General features: G+C 63.2%; 19 protein-coding genes. 7 read left to right on the top strand and 12 right to left on the bottom strand.

Annotated features, from left to right (window positions below; translation table 11 throughout):
• Positions 1–92: 92 nt before the first annotated feature.
• Positions 93–902 (top strand): substrate-binding domain-containing protein, encoded by an 810-nt coding sequence (locus P6U28_RS21625; protein ID WP_129144517.1) that lies wholly within the window; start codon positions 93–95, stop codon positions 900–902.
• Here P6U28_RS21625 and P6U28_RS21620 read toward each other — a convergent pair.
• Positions 876–1,574: an ABC transporter permease gene (locus P6U28_RS21620; protein WP_407123094.1), complete on the bottom strand. Its 699-nt coding sequence runs from the start codon at positions 1,572–1,574 to the stop codon at positions 876–878. The genes P6U28_RS21625 and P6U28_RS21620 overlap by 27 nt on opposite strands.
• Positions 1,575–2,046: 472 nt before the next feature.
• On the opposite strand from P6U28_RS21620, the gene P6U28_RS21615 reads away from it, so the two are divergent.
• From P6U28_RS21615 to P6U28_RS21600, 4 genes are all read left to right on the top strand, one after another.
• Complete coding sequence (locus P6U28_RS21615; RefSeq protein WP_407119816.1) at positions 2,047–2,898, top strand: 3-hydroxybutyryl-CoA dehydrogenase; 852 nt, start codon at positions 2,047–2,049, stop codon at positions 2,896–2,898.
• Positions 2,899–3,031: 133 nt separating this feature from the next.
• On the top strand, positions 3,032–3,496 hold the full coding sequence (locus tag P6U28_RS21610) for a group III truncated hemoglobin (protein ID WP_407119815.1): 465 nt from the start codon (positions 3,032–3,034) through the stop codon (positions 3,494–3,496).
• Between the two features lie 248 nt (positions 3,497–3,744).
• A complete protein-coding gene (locus P6U28_RS21605) occupies positions 3,745–4,395 on the top strand; it encodes a ubiquinol-cytochrome c reductase iron-sulfur subunit (protein WP_407119814.1) in 651 nt (216 codons plus the stop codon).
• 115 nt (positions 4,396–4,510) lie between these two features.
• Positions 4,511–6,238 (top strand): methanol/ethanol family PQQ-dependent dehydrogenase, encoded by a 1,728-nt coding sequence (locus P6U28_RS21600; RefSeq protein WP_122402170.1) that lies wholly within the window; start codon positions 4,511–4,513, stop codon positions 6,236–6,238.
• Between the two features lie 349 nt (positions 6,239–6,587).
• Here P6U28_RS21600 and P6U28_RS21595 read toward each other — a convergent pair whose 3' ends face one another.
• The 7 genes from P6U28_RS21595 to xoxF5 form a co-directional block, all read right to left on the bottom strand.
• Positions 6,588–6,845 (bottom strand): hypothetical protein, encoded by a 258-nt coding sequence (locus P6U28_RS21595; RefSeq protein ID WP_129144514.1) that lies wholly within the window; start codon positions 6,843–6,845, stop codon positions 6,588–6,590.
• A gap of 134 nt (positions 6,846–6,979) precedes the next feature.
• On the bottom strand, positions 6,980–9,292 hold the full coding sequence (locus tag P6U28_RS21590; protein ID WP_407119813.1) for a molybdopterin cofactor-binding domain-containing protein: 2,313 nt from the start codon (positions 9,290–9,292) through the stop codon (positions 6,980–6,982).
• A 1-nt stretch (position 9,293) separates the two neighbouring features.
• Positions 9,294–9,746, bottom strand: coding sequence for a (2Fe-2S)-binding protein (locus P6U28_RS21585; protein WP_129144513.1), 453 nt, complete (start codon positions 9,744–9,746; stop codon positions 9,294–9,296).
• Positions 9,747–10,375: 629 nt separating this feature from the next.
• Complete coding sequence (gene gfa, locus P6U28_RS21580; RefSeq protein WP_122402174.1) at positions 10,376–10,939, bottom strand: S-(hydroxymethyl)glutathione synthase; 564 nt, start codon at positions 10,937–10,939, stop codon at positions 10,376–10,378.
• A 33-nt stretch (positions 10,940–10,972) separates the two neighbouring features.
• Positions 10,973–12,082 carry an S-(hydroxymethyl)glutathione dehydrogenase/class III alcohol dehydrogenase gene (locus tag P6U28_RS21575; RefSeq protein WP_209296135.1) on the bottom strand — a complete coding sequence of 370 codons (1,110 nt, stop codon included), beginning with the start codon at positions 12,080–12,082 and terminating at the stop codon, positions 10,973–10,975.
• Between the two features lie 61 nt (positions 12,083–12,143).
• Positions 12,144–12,635 carry a c-type cytochrome, methanol metabolism-related gene (locus tag P6U28_RS21570; protein WP_122406534.1) on the bottom strand — a complete coding sequence of 164 codons (492 nt, stop codon included), beginning with the start codon at positions 12,633–12,635 and terminating at the stop codon, positions 12,144–12,146.
• Positions 12,636–12,751: 116 nt separating this feature from the next.
• On the bottom strand, positions 12,752–14,557 hold the full coding sequence (gene xoxF5 / locus P6U28_RS21565) for a lanthanide-dependent methanol dehydrogenase XoxF5 (RefSeq protein ID WP_407119812.1): 1,806 nt from the start codon (positions 14,555–14,557) through the stop codon (positions 12,752–12,754).
• Between the two features lie 513 nt (positions 14,558–15,070).
• On the opposite strand from xoxF5, the gene P6U28_RS21560 reads away from it, so the two are divergent.
• Positions 15,071–16,039 carry a helix-turn-helix domain-containing protein gene (locus P6U28_RS21560; protein ID WP_122402177.1) on the top strand — a complete coding sequence of 323 codons (969 nt, stop codon included), beginning with the start codon at positions 15,071–15,073 and terminating at the stop codon, positions 16,037–16,039.
• Positions 16,040–16,066: 27 nt separating this feature from the next.
• On the opposite strand, the gene P6U28_RS21555 is transcribed toward P6U28_RS21560, so the two are convergent.
• From P6U28_RS21555 to P6U28_RS21540, 4 genes are all read right to left on the bottom strand, one after another.
• The gene (locus P6U28_RS21555) at positions 16,067–16,489 is read right to left on the bottom strand and encodes a hypothetical protein (protein ID WP_407119811.1); all 423 of its coding nucleotides are present in this window, start codon (positions 16,487–16,489) and stop codon (positions 16,067–16,069) included.
• Positions 16,490–16,652: 163 nt separating this feature from the next.
• Positions 16,653–17,582, bottom strand: coding sequence for a substrate-binding periplasmic protein (locus P6U28_RS21550; protein WP_407119810.1), 930 nt, complete (start codon positions 17,580–17,582; stop codon positions 16,653–16,655).
• Complete coding sequence (locus tag P6U28_RS21545; protein ID WP_122402180.1) at positions 17,579–17,935, bottom strand: cytochrome c; 357 nt, start codon at positions 17,933–17,935, stop codon at positions 17,579–17,581. The genes P6U28_RS21550 and P6U28_RS21545 overlap by 4 nt, the downstream gene beginning before the upstream one ends.
• A gap of 10 nt (positions 17,936–17,945) precedes the next feature.
• Positions 17,946–19,610, bottom strand: coding sequence for a methanol/ethanol family PQQ-dependent dehydrogenase (locus P6U28_RS21540; protein WP_407119809.1), 1,665 nt, complete (start codon positions 19,608–19,610; stop codon positions 17,946–17,948).
• A 342-nt stretch (positions 19,611–19,952) separates the two neighbouring features.
• On the opposite strand from P6U28_RS21540, the gene P6U28_RS21535 reads away from it, so the two are divergent.
• Positions 19,953–20,345, top strand: coding sequence for an EF-hand domain-containing protein (locus tag P6U28_RS21535; RefSeq protein ID WP_122402182.1), 393 nt, complete (start codon positions 19,953–19,955; stop codon positions 20,343–20,345).
• Positions 20,346–20,533: the final 188 nt, after the last annotated feature.

The raw sequence follows: 20,533 nt of genomic DNA, 5'->3' as shown, positions 1-20,533 counted from the left end.
GCGCATCAATTGTCGTTGCGACCTAAGGTGGGCTTCCCGCCGTCATCGCCAGCGGCTATTCAGGACCGTCATTGTCGGGTCAAGGACGGCGCATGAGGAAGCTTGTCACGATCGGAGCGGTTCTGCTCTGGTCCACCATCGCATTCGCACAGGACCGCACCATCACCGTGGCCTCGACCACCTCGACGGAACAGTCTGGGCTGTTTGGCCATTTGCTGCCGCTGTTTGCGAAGGCTGAGGGCATCAGCGTGAAGGTCGTCGCCGTGGGCACCGGTCAGGCACTGGACATCGGACGGCGCGGGGACGCAGACGTCGTTTTCGTCCACGACCGGGCGGCCGAAGACAAATTCATGTCCGAAGGGCAGGGCGTGAAGCGCTTCGACGTGATGTACAACGACTTCGTCATCGTCGGCCCGAAGAGCGACCCCGCGAAGATCGCCGGCAGCAAGGACGTCACCGATGCGCTGCGCAAGATCGCCGCGGCCAAGGCGCCGTTCATCTCGCGCGGCGACAAGTCCGGCACGCACGCGGCCGAGCTGCGATTATGGAAAGAGGCGGGTGTCGACCTCAGTGCCGGCAAAGACAATTGGTACCGGGAGATTGGTCAGGGCATGGGCCCGGCGCTGAACATGGCCTCATCGTCGAACGCCTATCTCCTGTCGGACCGCGGCACCTGGCTGTCGTTCAAGAACCGTGGCGAACTCGCCATCCTGACCGAGGGTGACAAGCGGCTCTTCAACCAGTACGGCGTCATGCTGGTGAATCCTGAAAAGCATCCGAATGTGAAGGCGAAGGACGGGCAGGCCTTCATCGATTGGCTGATCTCGTCGAAGGGGCAGGAAGCGATAGCCGGATACAAGGTCGGCGGCGAGCAGCTATTTTTCCCCAACGCGTCCCACTAACACGAAGGCGACGGTCGACACCGCGACGCTCAGGGCGAGCAGGATCAGTCCGAGCCCGAGCGCCAGCGGCAGATCGCCTTTGCTGGTTTCCAGCGCGATCGCTGTCGTCATCGTGCGGGTGAAGCCGCGGATGTTGCCTCCGACGATGATGATGGCACCGACTTCCGCAATGGCGCGCCCGAACGCCGCGAGAAAGGCCGTCAGCAACGAGGTCCGGCCGAGCGCGAACAGGAGGGCCATGCTGCGCAGCGCCGACAGCCCATCGATCCGCGCCAGGTCGCCGTATTCCGCCCACAGCAGGCTTGCCGGCCGGTGCACCAGCGCCACCACGATCGGCGTGGCCAGCAGCGTCTGCGCAATCACCATGGCGGCCGGCGTGAACAACAAGCCCGCAGCTCCGAGCGGGCCGGACCGCGACAGCAGCAGATAGAGAGCAAGCCCGACCACGACGGGCGGAAGGCCGAGCAGCGCATTGGTCAGAATGACGATGACCTGACGCCCCCGGAAACGAGTGATCGCAAGCAGGGCCCCGAACGGCGCGCCGATCAGGAGCGCGATGATGCTGGCGCTCAGGCTGACCCGTACGGACAATGCGACGATGCCCAGCAGCTCGGCGTCGGCTTCGCCGATTAGCGTGAAGGCGGCACCGACGGATCGCGCGAAATCGTTCATCCGGCCTGACGCTGTTGCGCCGGCTCGATGCCGGTGACCACGTCTGTCGCGCACTCCTTCATCCTTGGCAGCCCCCTGACAGCTTCGGCCGGCGTCGATGGCGAGCCGGGTCCCCCCCCATGCACATCCTCGGATGGCAACTGCACCGGTTCTGGCCGCTGCGGCCGCCACAATCAAGGGGTCACAATTCGGGGTGCTCAGGTGAGCTTTGGTCCATATGGATCGGGCGCCCGACGCCGGGCCTTCATCCAGCTGTGCAGGGGCCGCAGGGCACAAGATCCGGCCATTTCGGGCAGGGAGGAGCCCAAATCCTGGCGCGGTGCGGCCGTGGACGGCTTTATTCCGCCCGTGGATGCACTTAGGAAGGGACAGGATCAGGTCGCACCCGCCCGGTGACGGTGCTAGACCCTGATGCAGGAACAATGGGGCCGGCTGCTACTGGCTCGCCCGCAAAGATGAAGGATGTGACGCAATGATCCAAACCGTTGGCATCATCGGGGCAGGGACCATGGGAAACGGCATCGCGCAGGTTTGCGCCGCGGCCGGACTCTCAGTCGTGATGGTCGACATTTCCGATGCGGCCGTGAACCGTGGGCTTTCGACCGTCGGCGGCAGCCTCGACCGCCTGGTCAAGAAAGAGAAGATGGCGGCGGCCGATCGCGAGGCGACGCTGAAGCGCATCACCGGCACGACCGATCGGGCGAAGCTGTCGGATTGTGACCTCGTCATCGAGGCTGCCACCGAGAACGAGGAGCTCAAGGTCAAGATCCTGAAGGATCTCTGTGCCACGCTGTCGCCGCGTACGCTGATCGCGACCAACACCTCGTCGATTTCGATCACCAAGCTCGCAGCGGCAACCGATCGTCCCGACCGCTTCATCGGCATGCACTTCTTCAACCCGGTGCCGGTGATGGCGTTGCTGGAACTGATCCGCGGCTTGCAGACCTCCGACGAAACCCACGCCGAGGCGCTGGATTTCGCCAAGCGCGTCGGCAAGGTGGCGATCACGGCGAAGAACAGCCCGGGCTTTGCCGTCAACCGCATCCTCTGCCCGATGATCAACGAAGCGATCTTCGCGCTCCAGGAGGGGATCGCGACGGCGGAGGAGATCGATGCCGGCATGAAGCTCGGCTGCAACCATCCGATCGGGCCGCTGGCGCTTGCCGATCTCGTCGGGCTCGACACCATGCTCTCGGTGATGGAGGTCTTTTACAAGGGCTTCAACGATCCTAAATATCGGCCAGCGCCGCTGCTGAAAGAGATGGTCGATGCCGGCCATCTCGGCCGCAAGACCGGGCAGGGCTTCTACATCTATAGCGCCTGATGAAGGCACTGGCGGCGGGCACTCTGCGTCCGCCGCCACATACCGCAATTTGCGCTGCGACAAAGACGCCGCGTGCAATCGGCCCGACAACGAATGGACGGCTCGCGGGAACAACAGACGGACAAGAGAGGACATGTCGGATCGATTGAAGGCCGAACGCGAGGCGGCGGCTGCGCGGCGGAACCTGCTGACTCAGGACGCGATCGAGCGCACCGGGATCACCGAGGAAATGATCGGGGAACTGGTCACGCGCTTCTACGGGCGCGTGCGCGAGGACGCGCTGCTTGGTCCGGTTTTTGCGATCGTCCAGAACTGGGACGAGCATCTCGCCAAGCTCCGGGATTTCTGGTCGTCGGTCGTGCTGATGAGCGGTCGCTATCACGGCTCGCCGATGCGGACGCACCTGCCGCTGAGCCTGGCTGGCGGCCATTTCGACCGCTGGCTTGACCTGTTCGAACAGACCGCGCGCGAAGTCTGTCCGCCGGCGGCGGCTGCGCTGTTCATCGACAAGGCGCGTCGTATCACCGACAGTTTTGAAATGGCATCGGCAACTGTTGCGGGCCGCATCGCTTCGCCGCGTCACGTGCTCAGGTCGTGACATACAGAATGCCTGCTGAAAAACGCGCGGCTCGCGTCGCCGGTGATAGGCGCGTTGCACCAATTCCTACATCGTCGGGCTGATCTGCAAAATCATCATGCCGTCCGCGCATTCCGATATGGAATTCGCGAAAACGCGCTCGCTTGCGGTCGTTCTCGTTCAATCCACGCGAGCAAAGCCATATTGATGCATTGCGGCGCCAATTCTTCGCCTTCTTTTCGGCAGAGTTCCAGCGCCTGCTAGCGCGTATGGTTTGTGCATCGTTCGATCCCAATTCCTCGTTCTCCGAGGGTCCTGCGGAACCCGACGTTGACGCAGGCACGAGGCAGACGCGACGAATCCTGCTGCTGGGTGCGCTTGCGACCACCGCATGTCTCGGCTGTTCCACCCACGCGCGTGCAGATGATCCGCCCGGCTCCGACGAGCGGCCGCAGAAAGGCGATCTGCTCGTCTTTTCCGAAGGCGACAAGGAAGGGAAACTCATCACTGCGGCCGATCTGACGGCGGGCGGACCGCCGGTTCATGCCTGGCCGAAGGATCCCAACACAGCGGTAGTGCGCAGTGCCTCACGGCTCAACGAGATCCTGATCATCAAGCTCGATCCCGCCGAGCTCGACGAGAAGACCCGCGCGCGGGCCGTCGACGGCATCATCGCCTATTCCGCGATCTGCTCGCATGCGGGCTGCCCCGTCACCGCTTGGGTGAAGAGCGATGTCGGTGACAAGGAGGTGCTCAAGTGCATGTGCCACAACTCCGAATACGATCCCCGCGCGGGCGCGCAGGTCGTGTTCGGGCCGGCGCCGCGACGGCTTGCAGCGCTGCCGTTGGCGCTCGCTGACGGTTCGCTGAGCGTCGCCGGCAACTTCATCGGAAAGGTAGGTGCCGCGCAGTCAGGATGATGGATGGTACGGGCCATTGCCCGCGTCACGAGAGGCCGCCTCCGCCGATGGGCGGACGACGGGACGAACGACAAGAATTCACAAGAATTCAAACGGATGAAAAAGGGGAACGTCCATGACCAGGAAGCAATGGTACCTGTCCGGCTTCGTCGCCTTCACCTGCCTCGCCTCGACGGCCGCCGTGTCGGGCCCGATCGAGAATTATTCTCCGGTCACCGCGCAGCGGCTGGAAAATCCGGAGCCAAGCAATTGGATGCTCTACCGGCGCACCTATGACGGGCACGGCTATAGCCCGCTCGACCAGATCAACACCTCCAACGTGAAAAACCTCACACCGGTCTGGACCTTTGCCACAGGCGTCATCGAAGGCCACGAGGCGCCGCCGATCGTCAACAACGGCGTGATGTTCGTGGCGACCCCGATGGGGCAGGTGATCGCGTTGAACGCCAAGACCGGCGACGAATATTGGCGCTACAAGCGGCAGCTCCCCGATGATCTGTTCCAGCTGCATCCGACCAGCCGCGGCGTCGGCCTCTGGGAGGACAAGCTCTACCTTGCCACGACGGATGATCACGTCGTCGCACTGGATGCCAAGACCGGCAAGGTGGTGTGGGACACCAAGGTGCAGGACTACAAGAAGGGCCAGTACATGACCCTGATGCCGCTCATCGTCGACGGCAAGGTCATCGTCGGCGGCTCCGGCGGCGAGTTCGGCGTGCGCGGCTATGTCGCCGCCTACGATGCCAAGGATGGCAAGGAGCTGTGGCGCACCTTCACCATTCCGGGCGAAGGCGAGCCCGGCCATGACACCTGGCAGGGCGACGACTGGAAGAACGGCGGCGGCTCGGCCTGGATGACCGGCAATTACGACAAGGAGACCAAGACGATCTATTGGGGCGTCGGCAACGCCGCGCCCTGGCCCGGCGACTCGCATCCCGGCGACAATCTCTACACATCATCGGTGCTCGCGCTCGATCCCAACACCGGCAAGATCAAGACCCATCACCAGTATCACCAAAACGATTCCTGGGACTGGGACGAGGTCGAAGCGCCAATGCTGATCGACCTGCAGCGCGATGGCCGCAACATCAAGAGTCTGGTCCATCCGGGACGCGACGCGATTTTCTGGGTGCTCGAGCGGACACCGACCAAGATCAACTACGTCGCCGGCTGGCCGTTCGTCTCCACCGACGTCTGGAAGGGCATCGAACCCGAGACCGGCAAGCCGATCGTCGATCCCGCGCACAAGCCGGTCCTCGGTAAACGCGTGGAGTTCTGCCCCTCGCTTTGGGGCGGCAAGGACTGGCCGTCAGCGGCTTACAGCCAGAAAACCGGTCTCGTCTACGTACCCGCCAACGAGAATTTCTGCGGCGGCTTCACCGGTGAGAAGGTCGCGCTGAAGCCTGGCGAGCTCTGGCTCGGCACCAAGCCGGAGGACATCGGCCTCAAGGCGAAGCCTGGCGCGGATCATTTCGGTGAGCTTCAGGCCTGGGATCCCGCCACCGGCAAGAAGGTGTGGCAGCACAACTTCCCGAAATCGCAGCTGTTTGGCTCGGTAACGGCGACTGCGGGCGATCTCGTCTTCGCCGGCGGAACCAACGACCGCAACTTCCGCGCCTTCAACGCCAAGACCGGCGAGCTGCTGTGGGAGCAGAAGACGAACTCCGGCATCATGGGCATGCCGGTGTCCTACGAGATCGACGGCACGCAGTACATCGCGATCCAGTCGGGATGGGGCGTGGATGCGCAGCGGATCCAGGATGCGCTCGTGACCAACAATATCGGCATCGAAGCCAATGTGCCGCAGGGCGGCGTCATCTGGGTCTTCGCACTGAAGAAATAGCTCCGCGGGCGGATCGAAAGATGCGGAGCAGCCGGGGGGTGGCGAATGCGGCGGACGGCAACGTCCGCCGCATTTTTGCTGTGGCGCGCTGTCTTCCTTCTCCCCTCATGTCCGCCGAAGCCCTGGCGAAGGCGGATGTGGGAGAAGGTGGCGCGAAGCGCCGGATGAGGGGTTTTCTCCGCGAGTAACGAGTGCGACCCGTTGTTGCGGAGGCAAACCCCTCACCCAAGCGAGATCGTGGCACCCAGCCTCGCGGCCCTCTCCCACAGGGGGAGAGGGTACATCAATTGGCACCGGCGAGGATGTGGACCGTGGCCATAACGGCGCTGAAGGGCGCTGCCTGCAAAGCCTACTTCCCCTCGCGCTCCACCTTGCCCTTCTCTTTCTGGTTCATTTCGCGAACCTTCGGGTCCGGATTGTGCTGCCCCGTGGTCTGGGTGGTCGAAGCGGGCGGGGCATTGGCGTTGGGAAGCGAGTTCTGATCGGGCGCTGTCGGCCGCGTGGCGGTCGTCGGCGGCGTCGTGTTGGTCTGGGCAAACGCACCAGTGGTGGTCAAAAGAAAGGCGCTCGACAGCGAGACTGCGAGCGCCTTGGAGATGTTGGTCATCGATCTGCTCCTGTCAGATCGATGCAAACGGCGCGAGGCCGCTTGTGTTCCGAAGCGCGATAGACATCTATCGCGCTCCCTTGGTTGGGCATGATCTATCCGGAAAACCGGTGTCCACTTTTCCGGATCATGCCCTATGCCTCCAATTGCTTGCCGATCGGAAGCGAGCGGATGCGTTTTCCCGTCGCGGCGAAGATCGCATTGATCAGGGCCGGTGCGAACGGGGGAACACCGGGCTCGCCGACGCCGCTCGGCGGCGTGTCGGGTCCGGGCGGCACGATGTAGACGTTGGTCACCAGTGGGGACTCGTCCATTCGGATGACCTGGAAGTCGTCAAAATTCTTCTGCTGCACCTTGCCGTCCTTGAACGTGATCTCGCCGTACTTGGCGAGACTGAGCCCCATGATCGCCGCGCCCTCGATCTGCGAAGCGATGCGCTCGGGGTTGACATAGGTGCCGCAGTCGATCGCGGTGTCGACCCGAGGCACCGTCAGCTTGCCCTTGTCGTCGACGGCAACCTCGATGATGGTTGCGATGTAGCTGACGAAGCTGCGGTGCACGGCGATGCCGAGGCCGTGGCCCTTCGGCACCTGACGGCCCCATTCGCCCTTCTCGGCGACCAGTTCGACCACCTTGCGCAGGCGCGCGGTGTCGATCGGGTAGCTGTCCTGGGGTTCGCCGTAGTTCCACAGGTCCTTCACGTTGGGCTTGACGATGCGCGGCGAGCCGATCAGCTCGAGCAGCATGTCCTTCTGGTCGCGGCCGGTGGCTTGCGCGATCTCGGCGACCATCGACTGCACGGCGAAGGCACGCGGGATGTTCGAGACCGAGCGGAACCAGCCGATGCGGGTATGTGCGGCTGCTTCCGGATTCTCGCAGGAGATGTTGGCGATCTCGAAGGGCATATCGACGAGACCCATGCCGATCTCGAACGGTGCCTGATGCACCGTGCCGGCGGCAAAGGTCGAGGCGATGCTGGGAGCCACGCTGCGGTGGCGCCAAGCGATCACCTTGCCGTTCTTGTCGAGACCGGCTTCGATCCGCTCGACCGAGACGGTGTGCAGGAAGCCGTTGTGGATGTCGTCCTCCCGCGTCCACTGCACCTTCACCGGCGCACCGAGCTCCTTCGACAAGAGCGCGGCTTCGAGCGCAAAATCGCATTTGGACTTGCGGCCGAACCCACCGCCGAGCAGCGTCACATTGACGGTGACGTTGTCCTCGGGAATGCCGAGCGTCTTGGCGACGTCCTCGCGCGTGCCGCCGGGGCTCTGCACCGGCGCCCAGATCTCCGCCTTGTCGCCCTTGACGTCAGCAACCGCCACCGGCGGCTCCATGGCGACATGGGCGAGATGCGGGATGTAGTACTCGCCGATGATCACTTTGTCGGCGCTCTTGAGGGCAGCCTCCGCATCGCCCTCCTGGCGCAGCACGAGGCCAGGCTTGCGCGAGGCCTCTTCGAGCTCCTTGCGGTAGGCGACCGAGTCGTATTTGCCGTTCGGACCGTCGTCCCAGACCAGCTTCAGCGCGTCGCGTCCCTTGATCGCCGCGCCAGTGTTGCGCGCGATCACGGCAACGCCGCCGAGCGGCTGGAACTTCGACGGCCATGGCCAGCCGCGCACCTGCATCACCTTCTCGACGCCGGGGACTTTCAGCGCCGCGTCCGGATCGAACGAGACCAGCTTGCCGCCCGTCACCGGCGGGCGCGCGATCACGGCATATTTCATGCCAGGCAAGCGAACATCCGCGCCATAACGCGCCTTGCCGGTGGTGATGTCGTGAAGATCGACGATGCCGACCTGTCCCTTGCCGAGATAACGGAAGTCCTTGGGATCCTTCAGCTTGAGGCTTTCAATGCTCGGCACCGATTCCTTGGCGGCATCGGCGGCGAGCTCGCCGAAGCCGAGCTTGCGTCCGCTGGCGCTGTGAACGACCTCGTGATTGACGGCTTTGACCTCGGTCGCCGGCACGCCCCAGCGCTTTGCAGCGGCCTGCTCCAGCATGGTGCGGGCGGAGGCGCCGATCTGGCGCATCGGGATCAAATAGTGCCGCGTGCTGCGTGAGCCATCGGTGTCCTGGTTGCCGAACCTGACCTCGTCGCCATGGGCCTGCTGCACCTTGACCCTGGACCAGTCGGCTTCCATCTCCTCGGCGACGATCAGCGGCAGGCTGGTGCGCACGCCGGTGCCCATTTCCGAACGGTGCGCGATGATGGTGACGATGCCGTCCTGGCCGACCGAAACGAACACGCGCGGATCGACCACGACGCCGTGAGGCATCTTGCCGGCACCGGTTTCATAGGCGAGCGCTTGGCGCGACATCACGGGGGCGGCGAGCACGAAGCCGCCGGTGACGCCGAGCCCCTTCAGGATGCTGCGGCGCGAGACCTTCTGGATCCCGATATGCTTTTCGAAGCCGCGAAGCTTGCGGGGATTGTCGATGAAATTCATGTCACACTCCCGTCGATGCGAGATGGACGGCGTTCTCGATGCGCTGGTAGCAGCCGCAGCGGCAGATGTTGCCGGACATCGCCTCGCGGATCTGGTCATGCGAGGGTTTTGGGTTGTCCATCAAGAGGGCTGCGGCCTGCATGATCTGGCCGGTCTGGCAGAAGCCGCATTGGGGCACGTTGACCTGGCGCCAAGCCTTCTGCACCGGATGATCGCCGTTGGGGTGCAATCCCTCGATCGTGGTGACCTCGCGTCCGGCAACGTCGTTGACCGACGTGACGCAGGCGCGAACCGCTTCCTTGTCGACGATGACGGTGCAGGCACCGCACAGGGCCTGGCCGCAGCCGTATTTGGTGCCGGTCAGCCCGGCCTCGTCACGCAGGAACCAGAGTAGCGGGAGATCCGGGTCGCCGTCCCAGCTCTGTTCCTGGCCGTTGATCTTTACCTTGATCATGATCGTCCCTCGCTCTTCATAAGCATGCCAAATTCAAAGTCCTCGTCGCCGGTCGGCGACGGTTCTTGCATCGTCTCGCCACATCCTGCCGTCATCCCGCGCGGGCAAATCCCGAACCGTGGCAGGAACACCAATGGCGATGTCTGGATATGCTCGATACCTCCCGTTTTGTTCTTAATTGATTGTAGTTCGCGCGGCATCGTGACGGCGCGATCGTAGCAGAGACCGCTCCGGCCCGGCGTTCACAGCCGAGTGTTCTCACCGGGAAAACATTGCATCGATGGTTTGTCAAAAGCTGGGCGCGGCTTCATGCCGCGTGCTTACGAAACCGGCGCGAAAAAGGCTTCGTCCGCCAGGAAGACTGCGGACGAAGCAGGATGCCTCAGTCGAGGGAGGGAGAACGCAAGCACCGCGAACTTCAAGCCGGAAGCAGACGGCCCTGCGCAGTCATTCAGAGACCAGGACTGAGGAGCTGATGGCCCTCACATATGCGTGGTGCAGAAACGGCGGCATCGCCGCGGTGGTCCCGGACCGGGGACCCGTGCGGCTCGCGGGTGGCAATAGGCGCCAGCGAGCCGCAGAAGGTCTGGCCAAGGGCTCGGGCCGCCCAGCCAGCTCAGGCAGCCTGCCTAGGCGGCTTTGGCTTTCGCGACATGCGTCGCGATCGCGTCCATCAGCGCCGGCGACAGGCAGTCATAAGGCTCGAGGCCGATCTCCTTGAGCCGCGAGCGGATGCCGGCCATCTGCTCGGGCTTCACGCCCGATTCGATCACCGAGGAGACGAAGGCGGCGAATTGCGGCGCCTGCGAGCCCTGCTCCTGGAACAATTCGGGATGGATGAAATCGAGGCCATAGAACGGATGGTTCTTGTTCTCGATCCGGCCGTACATGTGCGTGCCGCAGGCCTTGCAGGCGTAGCGCTGGATCACCGCGGAGGGATCGACGATCTGGAGCTTATCGCCGTTCTCGAGCACGGTGACGTTCTGGCGCGGGACCACGGCGACGACGGAGAAGATCGCGCCCTGCGGTTTCCAGCATTTGGTGCAGCCACAGGCGTGATTGTGCGCGACGTCGCCCTTGATGCCGACCTTGACCGGATGGTCGTTGCATTTGCAGACCAGCGTGCCGCCGGCAAAGCTGCCGGTGCCTTGTTTGATGCCGTTGTCAATCGAGGGATGGAGTGCAACAGTCATGGGTCGATCCTCCTTGGTGTGATGGCTTTCGAGCTAGTACACGACGACTGAACGAATGGATTTGCCCTCATGCATGAGGTCAAAACCCTTGTTGATCTCTTCGAGCTTGAGCACGTGGGTGATCATCGGATCGATCTGGATCTTTCCGTTCATGTACCAGTCGACGATCTTCGGCACGTCGGTGCGCCCGCGCGCGCCGCCGAAGGCCGTGCCGCGCCAGTTGCGCCCGGTGACGAGCTGGAACGGGCGGGTGGCGATCTCCTTGCCGGCTTCGGCGACGCCGATGATGATCGAAGTGCCCCAGCCGCGATGGCAGGCTTCCAGCGCCTGGCGCATCACGGTGGTGTTGCCGGTGCAGTCGAAGGTGTAGTCGGCACCGCCATCGGTTAGGCCGACGAGGTGCTGAACGATGTCGCCGGTGATCTTCTTCGGGTTGACGAAGTCGGTCATGCCGAACCTGCGGCCCCATTCCTCCTTGGAGTCGTTGATGTCGACACCGATGATCTTGTCGGCGCCGGCCATCTTCGCGCCCTGGATGACGTTAAGGCCGATGCCACCGAGGCCGAACACGACCACGTTGGAGCCCGGCGTGACCTTGGCAGTGTTGACCACGGCACCGACCCCGGTGGTGACACCACAGCCGATGTAGCAGCTCTTGTCGAACGGTGCGTCCTCGCGGATCTTGGCAACCGCGATCTCGGGCAGCACGGTGAAGTTCGAGAAGGTCGAGCAGCCCATGTAGTGGTAGATCGGCTTGCCCTTGTAGGAGAAGCGGCTGGTGCCGTCAGGCATCACGCCCTTGCCCTGCGTCGCGCGGATCGCGGTGCAGAGATTGGTCTTCTGGCTGAGGCAGCTTTTGCACTGCCGGCATTCGGGCGTGTAAAGCGGGATGACGTGATCGCCCGGCTTAACCGAGGTCACGCCCGGGCCGATCTCGCGGATGATGCCCGCTCCCTCATGTCCCAGGATCGACGGAAAGATTCCCTCGCTGTCGAAGCCGTCGAGCGTATAGGCGTCGGTATGGCAGATGCCCGTCGCCTTGATCTCGACCAGGACTTCGCCGGCCTTCGGGCCTTCCAGATCGACCTCGACGATCTCGAGCGGCTTCTTGGCTTCGAAAGCAACGGCGGCACGTGTCTTCATCTTAGAACTCCTCAGATTCTCGCAGGGCGCCAAGAGGTAGTCTCGGCAGTCCTCGTAGCGTTCATTTCTTGCCCATGCAGGCGTCTTCCGCCTTGGTGTAGGCCTCCGTTTTCTCCTCCTTCTTGGAGGGACGCTGCCGGCCCCATGCTTCGGTGGAGCGGGCGCGCAGATAGACGTAGAGATCGTCCATGTAGCATGCGACGTTCGGATTATCGCCGAAGGCCGGCATCACGTTCTCGGAGGCCGTCGAGATGTTCTTGCGGCCGGAGGCGACGACGCCGAGGAAGTCGCCATAGCTCATCGTCTTCAGCGAATCCTTCAGCGCCGGGGCATAGGTCGAGCCCATACCGTCGGGGCCATGACAGACATGGCAGTCCGAGTGATAGCGGCGGTATCCGGAATAGGTGAACCAGTCCACGGTGCCGTCGGCCGAAATCTTGTAGGTGGGATTTCCCTCCTTATCGAGCCACTTCCCGTCATCTTCCTTCTTCACCGCGGTCGGGTCGCCCGGACCCTCCGCGACCGCTACGCCTCCGGACGCAACGAAGATCATCATCACAGCAACGACAGAGCAGATTTTACGCAAGAGAGTTTTCCTCGAAGGCGTTCGGTGGAGACGACCCGGCGCGTGGAGGTGATTCCACGCGCCGGAGCGATGCTGAGCGAGGCCTAGTTCGGCAACGAGAACACGGTCAGCGTGCCGCCGAGCGCCGTGTAGTTGCTGAGGGCCGCGTAGCCGCCGACGGCGCCGAGACCTGCGGTCGGATCGGTCAGACCCGCCGCCAGACCGATGCCGGCCCAGCCGCCCACGCCGGAGAGCACGGCAACGTACTGCTTGCCATTGTTCTCATAGGTGGTGACGTTGCCGATGATGCCGGAGGGAGTCTTGAACTTGTAGAGCTCCTTGCCGGACTTGGCATCGACCGCCTTCAGGTAGCCTTCGAGCGTGCCGTAGAACACCACGCCGCCGGCCGTTGCGAGCGCACCCGACCAGACCGAGAACTGCTCCTTGTTCGACCAGACGATCTTGCCGGTCTTGCCGTCCCAGGCGATGAAGTTGCCCATGTGGCTTTCACCCTGCGGCGGATACATCGAGAGCGTCGCGCCCACATAGGGCTGGCCCGCGGTGTAGCTCACCTTGAACGGTTCGTAGTCCATGCAGACGTGGTTGGTCGGAACGTAGAACAGCTGCGTATCCGGCGAGTAGGCTGCCGGCTGCTCGTCCTTGGTGCCGAGCGCGGCCGGGCAGATGCCCTTCACGTTGACGTCCTCGCCCGCCTTGTCCGTCGAAGCTGCGTCGAGCACCTTCGGGCGGCCATAGGTCGGAGAGCTCTTGTTCATGTCGACGCCGGAGGTCCAATTCACCTTCGGATCGTATTTCTCGGCGACCAGCAGTTCACCGTTCTCGCGGTCCATGGTGTAGGCGAGTCCGTTGCGGTCGAAATGAGTCAGCAGCTTGCGCGGCTGGCCGTTGATCTGCTGATCCGTGAGGATCATCTCGTTGACGCCGTCATAGTCCCACTCGTCGTGCGGCGTCATCTGGTAGACCCACTTGGCCGTGCCGGTGTCCGCGTCGCGCGCGAAGATGGTCATCGACCATTTGTTGTCACCCGGACGCTGCTTCGGATTCCAGGTCGAGGGGTTGCCCGATCCGTAGTACACCGTGTTCAGAGCGGGATCGAAGGACATCCAGCCCCAGGTGCAGCCGCCGCCGATCTTCCACTGATCGCCCTGCCAGGTCTTCAAGCTGGAGTCGGCTCCGACCGGCTTGCCGAGCGACATCGTCTTGGCCGGATCGAACTTGATCTGGTCATCCGGACCTTCGGAATAGGCGCGCCAGACCTGCTTGCCGCTCTTGAGGTCGTATGCGGTGACGTGGCACTGCACGCCGAACTCACCGCCGGAGATGCCGACCAGGACCTTGTCCTTCACGACCAGCGGAGCCGATGTGCCGGTCTCGCCCTTCGCCGGATTGCCGTTGGTCACCGACCAGGCCACCTGGCCGGTCTTGGCGTCGAGCGCGACGAGGTTGGTGTCGGCCTGATGCAGGATGATCTTGCCGTCGCCGTAGGAGAGGCCGCGGTTGACCGTGTCGCAGCACATCACCGGAATGACGTTCGGATCCTGCTTCGGTTCGTACTTCCAGATGATCTTGTTCTCGTTGGAAAGGTCAATAGCGTAGACCTTGTTCGGGAACGGCGTGTGGACGTACATGACGTTGCCGATGATCAGCGGGCCGCCTTCATGGCCGCGCAGCACGCCCGTCGAGAACGTCCACGCGACCTGGAGCTTGCCGACGTTCTGAGCGTTGATCTGGTTCAGCTTGGAATAGCGGGTGTTGGCATAGTCACCTGCCGGCATCACCCAGTCCTTCGGGTTCTGCTGCATCTTTATCAGCTCGTCATTGGCTGAAGCGCTGCCGACGGCGAGAGCCGCCGCAGAGCCGAGATAGGTCGCCAGTAGCACCTTGCGCATAGTTATTCCTCCGTTGGTCTCGTTTATTGTTTCCGAAGCATTGCTGAATCGCCGGGCTTCTCGTCCGGCGTCTGCTCGTGCAGGGCGGTCACGATTGGGACCAGAAACGATGCTGTGCTGTTTCCTCCTCCTGATGAGAGCCACGGGTCCACGTGCGGGAGCGGCCCGTTCTTGTTGTTCCTGCCGCAATCACTAACGACTTCGTCATAGGGAAACTTGCCCAAGAGGGAAGCCGTTTTGCTCGACAGCGCACGGAGGCGAAGATTTTGATTTTGCAGTAGCGAATTCAGCGGCTTCGGTGCGCCTTTGAGACCCCGTCTGCGCGCAGGTTCCCCTTGACGGCGCTGCAACTAAGGCGGAGGATTAAGTTTCAGGAGTGGCAATGGAACGATGATGCTCGTTGCAAGAGACCGCTCAAATTCGAGGTAAACGTCACGCAATCATGGCTGAGGGCTCCGGCAGCGCTGGTTGCGATTCGCGCCGAATCTCCGGATCAAATCAGTGGCTGGATTAATGTCCGACACCATTCACACGCTCTCGACGATGGGAATGACGCCGAAGCGGCAGATCCAGAGCTGGATCGACGGGCTGACGAGCCTGTGCGGTTATTTCGACGTCGATCCACTGGAGGCGTCCTCGCTCGAAGGTCGCATCGATTACACCACGGTCTCGCGTCTGAAGCTCTGCCAGATCGAGGTCAGCCAGCATCGCATCGCGCACACGCTTGCGCGCGCCAAGGGCAACGAGCACCCGTACATAAAAATCCACTTCCAGACCTACGGCGTGTCCTATTTCGAGCAGGAAGGCCGCCACATCGAAATCAATCCCGGCGACATCATCGCCTACGACGTCTCCTGCCCGCATTCGATCATCAGCCCCGCCTTTACCCGTCACGACGTGGTGATCGTGCCGAAAGCGCTGCTGCGCGACCGCGGATTCCCGTCGCAGCGGATGCCTGCCTATAAGCTGACGGCGAAGACGGGCACCGGACGGATCGCCCACGATTTCGTCCATGCCACCTTTGACGAGGCCGCGAAGCTCTCGGCGAACAGCGCGGTCGGCGTCGCCGATTCGCTGATCGATCTGTTGCTGCTGCCGCTGCGCGAAGCCGACACGATGTTCGATCGTGTCGGACCCGAAGCGACGTATGTGCGCGCGCAGTTCTTCATCCGCGAGCACTTGCGCGATCCTGACCTGTGCATCGACCAGATCTCGGCCGAGCTCGGCTGCTCCAAGCGCTATCTGCACATGCTGTTCTCGGAGCGCGGCACCACGGTGAGCGACTACATCTGGCAGGCGCGGTTGCAGAACTGCCGCCAGGAGCTCGAGGCCCATGCCGGCAAGACCATCACCGACGTCGCCTTCTCCTGGGGCTTCTCCAGCTCATCGCATTTCAGCCGGGTGTTCCGAAAATATTTCGGCGTGGTGCCGTCCTCGATCCACAAGGCGCAGCAGGGCGCGGCCAGCTCGGGCGAGCATTAGGCGCACGCCTGAGAATTTCCGGCGCGCTTACGTCGTCGCAACATAGGGAATGCCGGCCAGGAGAGCGACGAGCAGCATCGCGTTCACCAGCATTCCGCTCCAATGCAGCCGGCGCAACCGACGTGGGGCGTCGGCATCGCCGGCCTCCGTCGCGCTGAGCTGGTCATCGACCCTTTGCATGAACCAGCGACGTCCCCAGATCGCCAGGGCTGCGATAGTCCCGACGCCGAGCCCGGCAAGCAGGCGACCGTTGAGGAGGAGAGCCATCGTTCCGATGGCAGCGGCGACGCGCATCACCAGGAAATGAGCGTTGAACATTCCGCGCAGCAGCTGGGCGACGGGCTGGATGTCGAGCCTCACCAGCAGGAAGGCGGGCGATGCCAGCGTGAAATAGCCCATCGGAAAAAGCAGGATGATCAGAACGGCGACGGCGACTGCATCCGGTGTCATGCGATCGGCCCTTCTTGTCCGCAGAGGCGCGCAATCATAGGGGAAAATCCGCGACCGACGCTAGGCTTTGGTTGGACTGCAGGCCGGTGCGCGTCATTGGCTACATGCGCTGCGGCGAATGATTTCCGGGGTCGCCCTGCGGGCGCCCCGGAATGACAGGCAATCACCGCTGAATGATCCTGGTCCAGACATCGCCGAGGATCGCGGGCTCGCGCGGTGGCAGATAGGTGAGGCCAGCCTGCTTGCCGAATTCGGCGATCTTGCCCTCGGCTGCAAGCTCCGTCAGCGCCTTGTTGACGGCCTCGATCAGTGCGCCTTCGCTGGCGAGTCCGACATAGCCGCGATTGGCTCCGATCGGGTAGTAGTATCCGGACGCCGTGACCGCCGTGTCGGGGTGCGCGGCGCGATGGGCATCGAAGCGGGCAAGATCGATCAGCGTCGCATCATGGTCGCCGCGCTGGAGCGCGCCGAGGAGATCGTCGCGACCGGGGACGAGATGGGTGATGTTGTCGATCAGGCGTCCCTTGTCGAAGGTCATCAGGATGGCGTCGCCAAGCGATCCGCTTTCGATGACGAGACGAAGGCCGGCGAGATCGCTGATGTCGCCGATCTTGCGGCCGCGGGCCTTCGGTCCGAGCACCACCGTCATCGGCGAATAGATGTAAGGCTGGCTCGGCGCGAGCACGCCCAGCGGGACGCGGCGGCGCCGATCGTCGCGTGTGGCGCCGGCGAAATCCGGCAAGCGCGCTGTCTTCATCCCGGGCACGACGAGCGAATCCTGCGTCAGCGCGTAGCCGCCGACGAGCGAGCAGCGCCCATCCGAGAGCAGCGCGTTGGCTTCGAGCTGCGGGCTCGAATCCTCGTCCAGTTTGCTCTCGAACCACTGGATCGCCAGCGGTCGTCCGAGCCGCTCCGCAACCGCCTTGCCCAGCAGCAGGTCGAAGCCGGCATCCGGCTTGCCGCGGTGATGCACCGAGAGCGGCGGCCGGTCCTCGTCGAGACAGATCTTCAGAGCATCGTCGGCCGCAGGAGCGACCGACGTCATCACGGAAAGAACGGCCGCAACGCTCCAGGCAAGGCGCCTGCCCCTCATGGCTTTCTCCGGCTGGAGATGAAGGCCCAGAGATCCCCGATCTGGTCGTCGCTGAGGATGTCGCCCCAGGGCGGCATCTTGTTGTTCTTGCCGTTCTTGACCGTGGTGACGAAGCGCGTCTTGTCGTCCGGGAAGACGCGCAGGTCCGGCGTGATGGTGCCGGAGTTCATCAGGTTGGGACCGTGGCAGTGTGAGCATTTCTCGGCATAGGTCGACTTGCCGTGGTCGATCTGCGCCTGCAGTGGATTGCCGGTTGAGTCATCCGCGGCGCGAACGGTCGCCGCAAGCGCGACCGTCAGCATCGCGGCGGTGGCGAGGCTCGCCACCGTCCTGTGTGATACTTCTCTCAGCATCGTGCCGTGGCTACTGCTTGACCGCAAAGACCCACAGCGAGCCGCCGGGCGGCACTTTGGCAAGCCGCTCGTCGCCGGAGAACAACGAGTAGACGCCGCCATAGCCGCTCGTCACCGCAACATATTGCACGCCGTCCTGCTGCCAGGTCACCGGCTGTCCCTCGATGCCGGACCCGGTCTGGAAGTGCCAGAGCTTCTTGCCGGTGTCGGCATCGAAGGCCTCGAACTCGCCGGTCAGCTGACCTGAGAACACCACGCCTCCGGCCGTCGACAGCACGCCCGAGAAGCGCGGAATATCGCTCGGCGCTTCCCACTTCGACTTGCCGGTCAGGGGGTCGATGGCCTTGAGGTGACCGCGCGGTCCGTCTCCGAACTCCCAGGGATCGGTCAGATCCATGCCGAGATACCATTCACCCTGCTTGAAGGTGACGGGCTCCGCCTTGTATTTGCCGCCGAAGTTGAGCGTGTTGGCATAGGCGAGGCCGGTCTGCGGGTTGAACGACATCGGCTCCCAGTTCTTGCCCCCGAGGATGGACGGATAGACCGTGACCTTCTTGCCCTCGCGCGCGTCCTTGGAAACGTCGGTCTCGATCGGACGTCCGGTCTTCATGTCGATCCCGGTCGCCCAATTGACCTTCACGTAAGGATTGGCCGCGAGCAGCTTGCCGTTGGTGCGATCGAGCACGTAGAAGAAGCCATTGCGGTTGGCGTCCATCAGCACCTTGGTCGGCTTGCCCTCGACGTTCATGTCGGCGAGCACCATCTCGGCCACCGAGTCATAGTCGAACGGATTGTTCGGCGAGAACTGATAGTGCCACTTGATCTTGCCGGTCTTGGGATCCATCGCCAGCACGGAGCAGGTGTAGAGATTGTCACCGGGGCGCACCGACGAATTGAACGGGCCGGGATTGCCGATGCCCCAATACACCGTGTTCAGCTCCGGGTCATAAGAACCCGTGATCCAGGTCGAACCGCCGCCGAGCTTCCAGGTATCGCCCTTCCAGGTGTCGCCGCCGGGTTCGTCCGGCGAGGGGATCGAGTAGGTGCGCCAGAGGTGCTTGCCCGTCGCCGGATCCCAGCCGTCGATGAAGCCTCTTGTGCCGAATTCGGCGCCGGAGATTCCGGTGATGACGACGCCGTCGGCAACCAGCGGGGCGACCGTCATCGAATAGCCTTCCTTGATGTCGGCCGCCTTCTGCCGCCACAGCTCCTTGCCATTCTTGGCGTCGAGCGCGATCACGTGGGCGTCGAGCGTGGTGCGGAACACCTTGCCGTCGTAGAGCGCCGCGCCGCGATTGATGATGCCGCAGCAGACGATGCGCGGGGTCTCGGCGGGATACTCGACCTTGGTCTTCCAGATCTGCTTGCCGGTCTTGGCGTCGACCGCCATGGTCGCGTTGTGCGAGGTCACGTAGATCACGCCCTGGTACACCAGCGGCTGCGATTCCTCGCTGCGATCGTCGTTAAAGGAGTAGTTCCAGACCGGGACGAGGTTCTTGACAGTGTCCTTGTTGATCTGGTTCAGCGTCGAGAAGCGCTGGAGATTGTAGCCCATTCCGTAATTGAGAACGTTCGACGTGTCGGTCGCCCCCTTGACCAGCTGCTCGCTGGTTTGTGCATTTGCACAGGTTGACGCAAGCATGACGAGGCCTGCGGCCATCGCAAAGCGTTTCATCCGTTCCTCCCAATTTGCGCGCCTTTTGACGCTGCGGCAGCAACACTCCGTCGGAAAGCAAAACGCGTCAATACGAAAGTCGCAAGTGTCGTGCCGATATCGCTGGAGGCTGGTCCGGTCACCTCAGGGAAACCTTACGCGAGCAACTCCCACTTGTGCGGACACGCTGAGATAATTCCGCGGTACGAAGCAGTCTCGGGTGCCCGATCGCCGGACGCTCGGCCGGGCTCCCGGGCGGTGACGCGCGCAAGTTGGCGTTTCGGGACTTGAACCGGGGTCCGCTTGTGGATTTATGTCGCTTCTGTCCCCATCGATCCGGGACTCTTCGTCAGGGAGGTTTTGATGATTTCGCGTCGTTCAATTGCCCTTGCGCTTACGATTGCATTGTCAGCCGGTCCGGCGTGGTCGGCCTCGGGCAATGCGGTCAAGTTGCTCGACACCGACAATGACGGCACGCTCGATCTTGCCGAGGTGAAGAAGGCGGCCGCCGCATTGTTCGCAAAGCTCGATCGCGATCATGACGGCACGCTCGATGCGCGCGAATTGCGTGGACGGTTGACGGCGAAAGAACTCGCTGCCGCCGATCCCGACCGCGACGGGACCCTTACGCTCGACGAATATCTGTCCGTGGTCGAGCAGCGCTTCAACGCAGCGAATCCCGACAAGGACGGAACGCTGGATGCGAAGGAGCTGAACTCGCGCGCCGGCCGCGCGCTGTTGCGATTGCTGCGGTGAGCGCTGCAATCGGAACGGACATGACGAGCGCAACATTCGCGATCGTTCCGGTCTGACGCGCGGGAACATCGGGCTTCTCTGTAACACCGGCAGCGCCAGCACCGACAAGGATGCTGGTTCTGGTCCGGTCACCGTGGGCTCCGCGCAGTCGCACTCGCCCAGTTCAGCGACTGATACCAATCAGCACC

Origin of the sequence: Bradyrhizobium sp. STM 3561, from assembly GCF_045571455.1 — a bacterium.
GTDB lineage: Bacteria > Pseudomonadota > Alphaproteobacteria > Rhizobiales > Xanthobacteraceae > Bradyrhizobium > Bradyrhizobium vignae.
The sequence above is the reverse complement of the archived record's forward strand: the minus strand, read 5'-3'. Positions and strand labels throughout refer to the sequence as shown.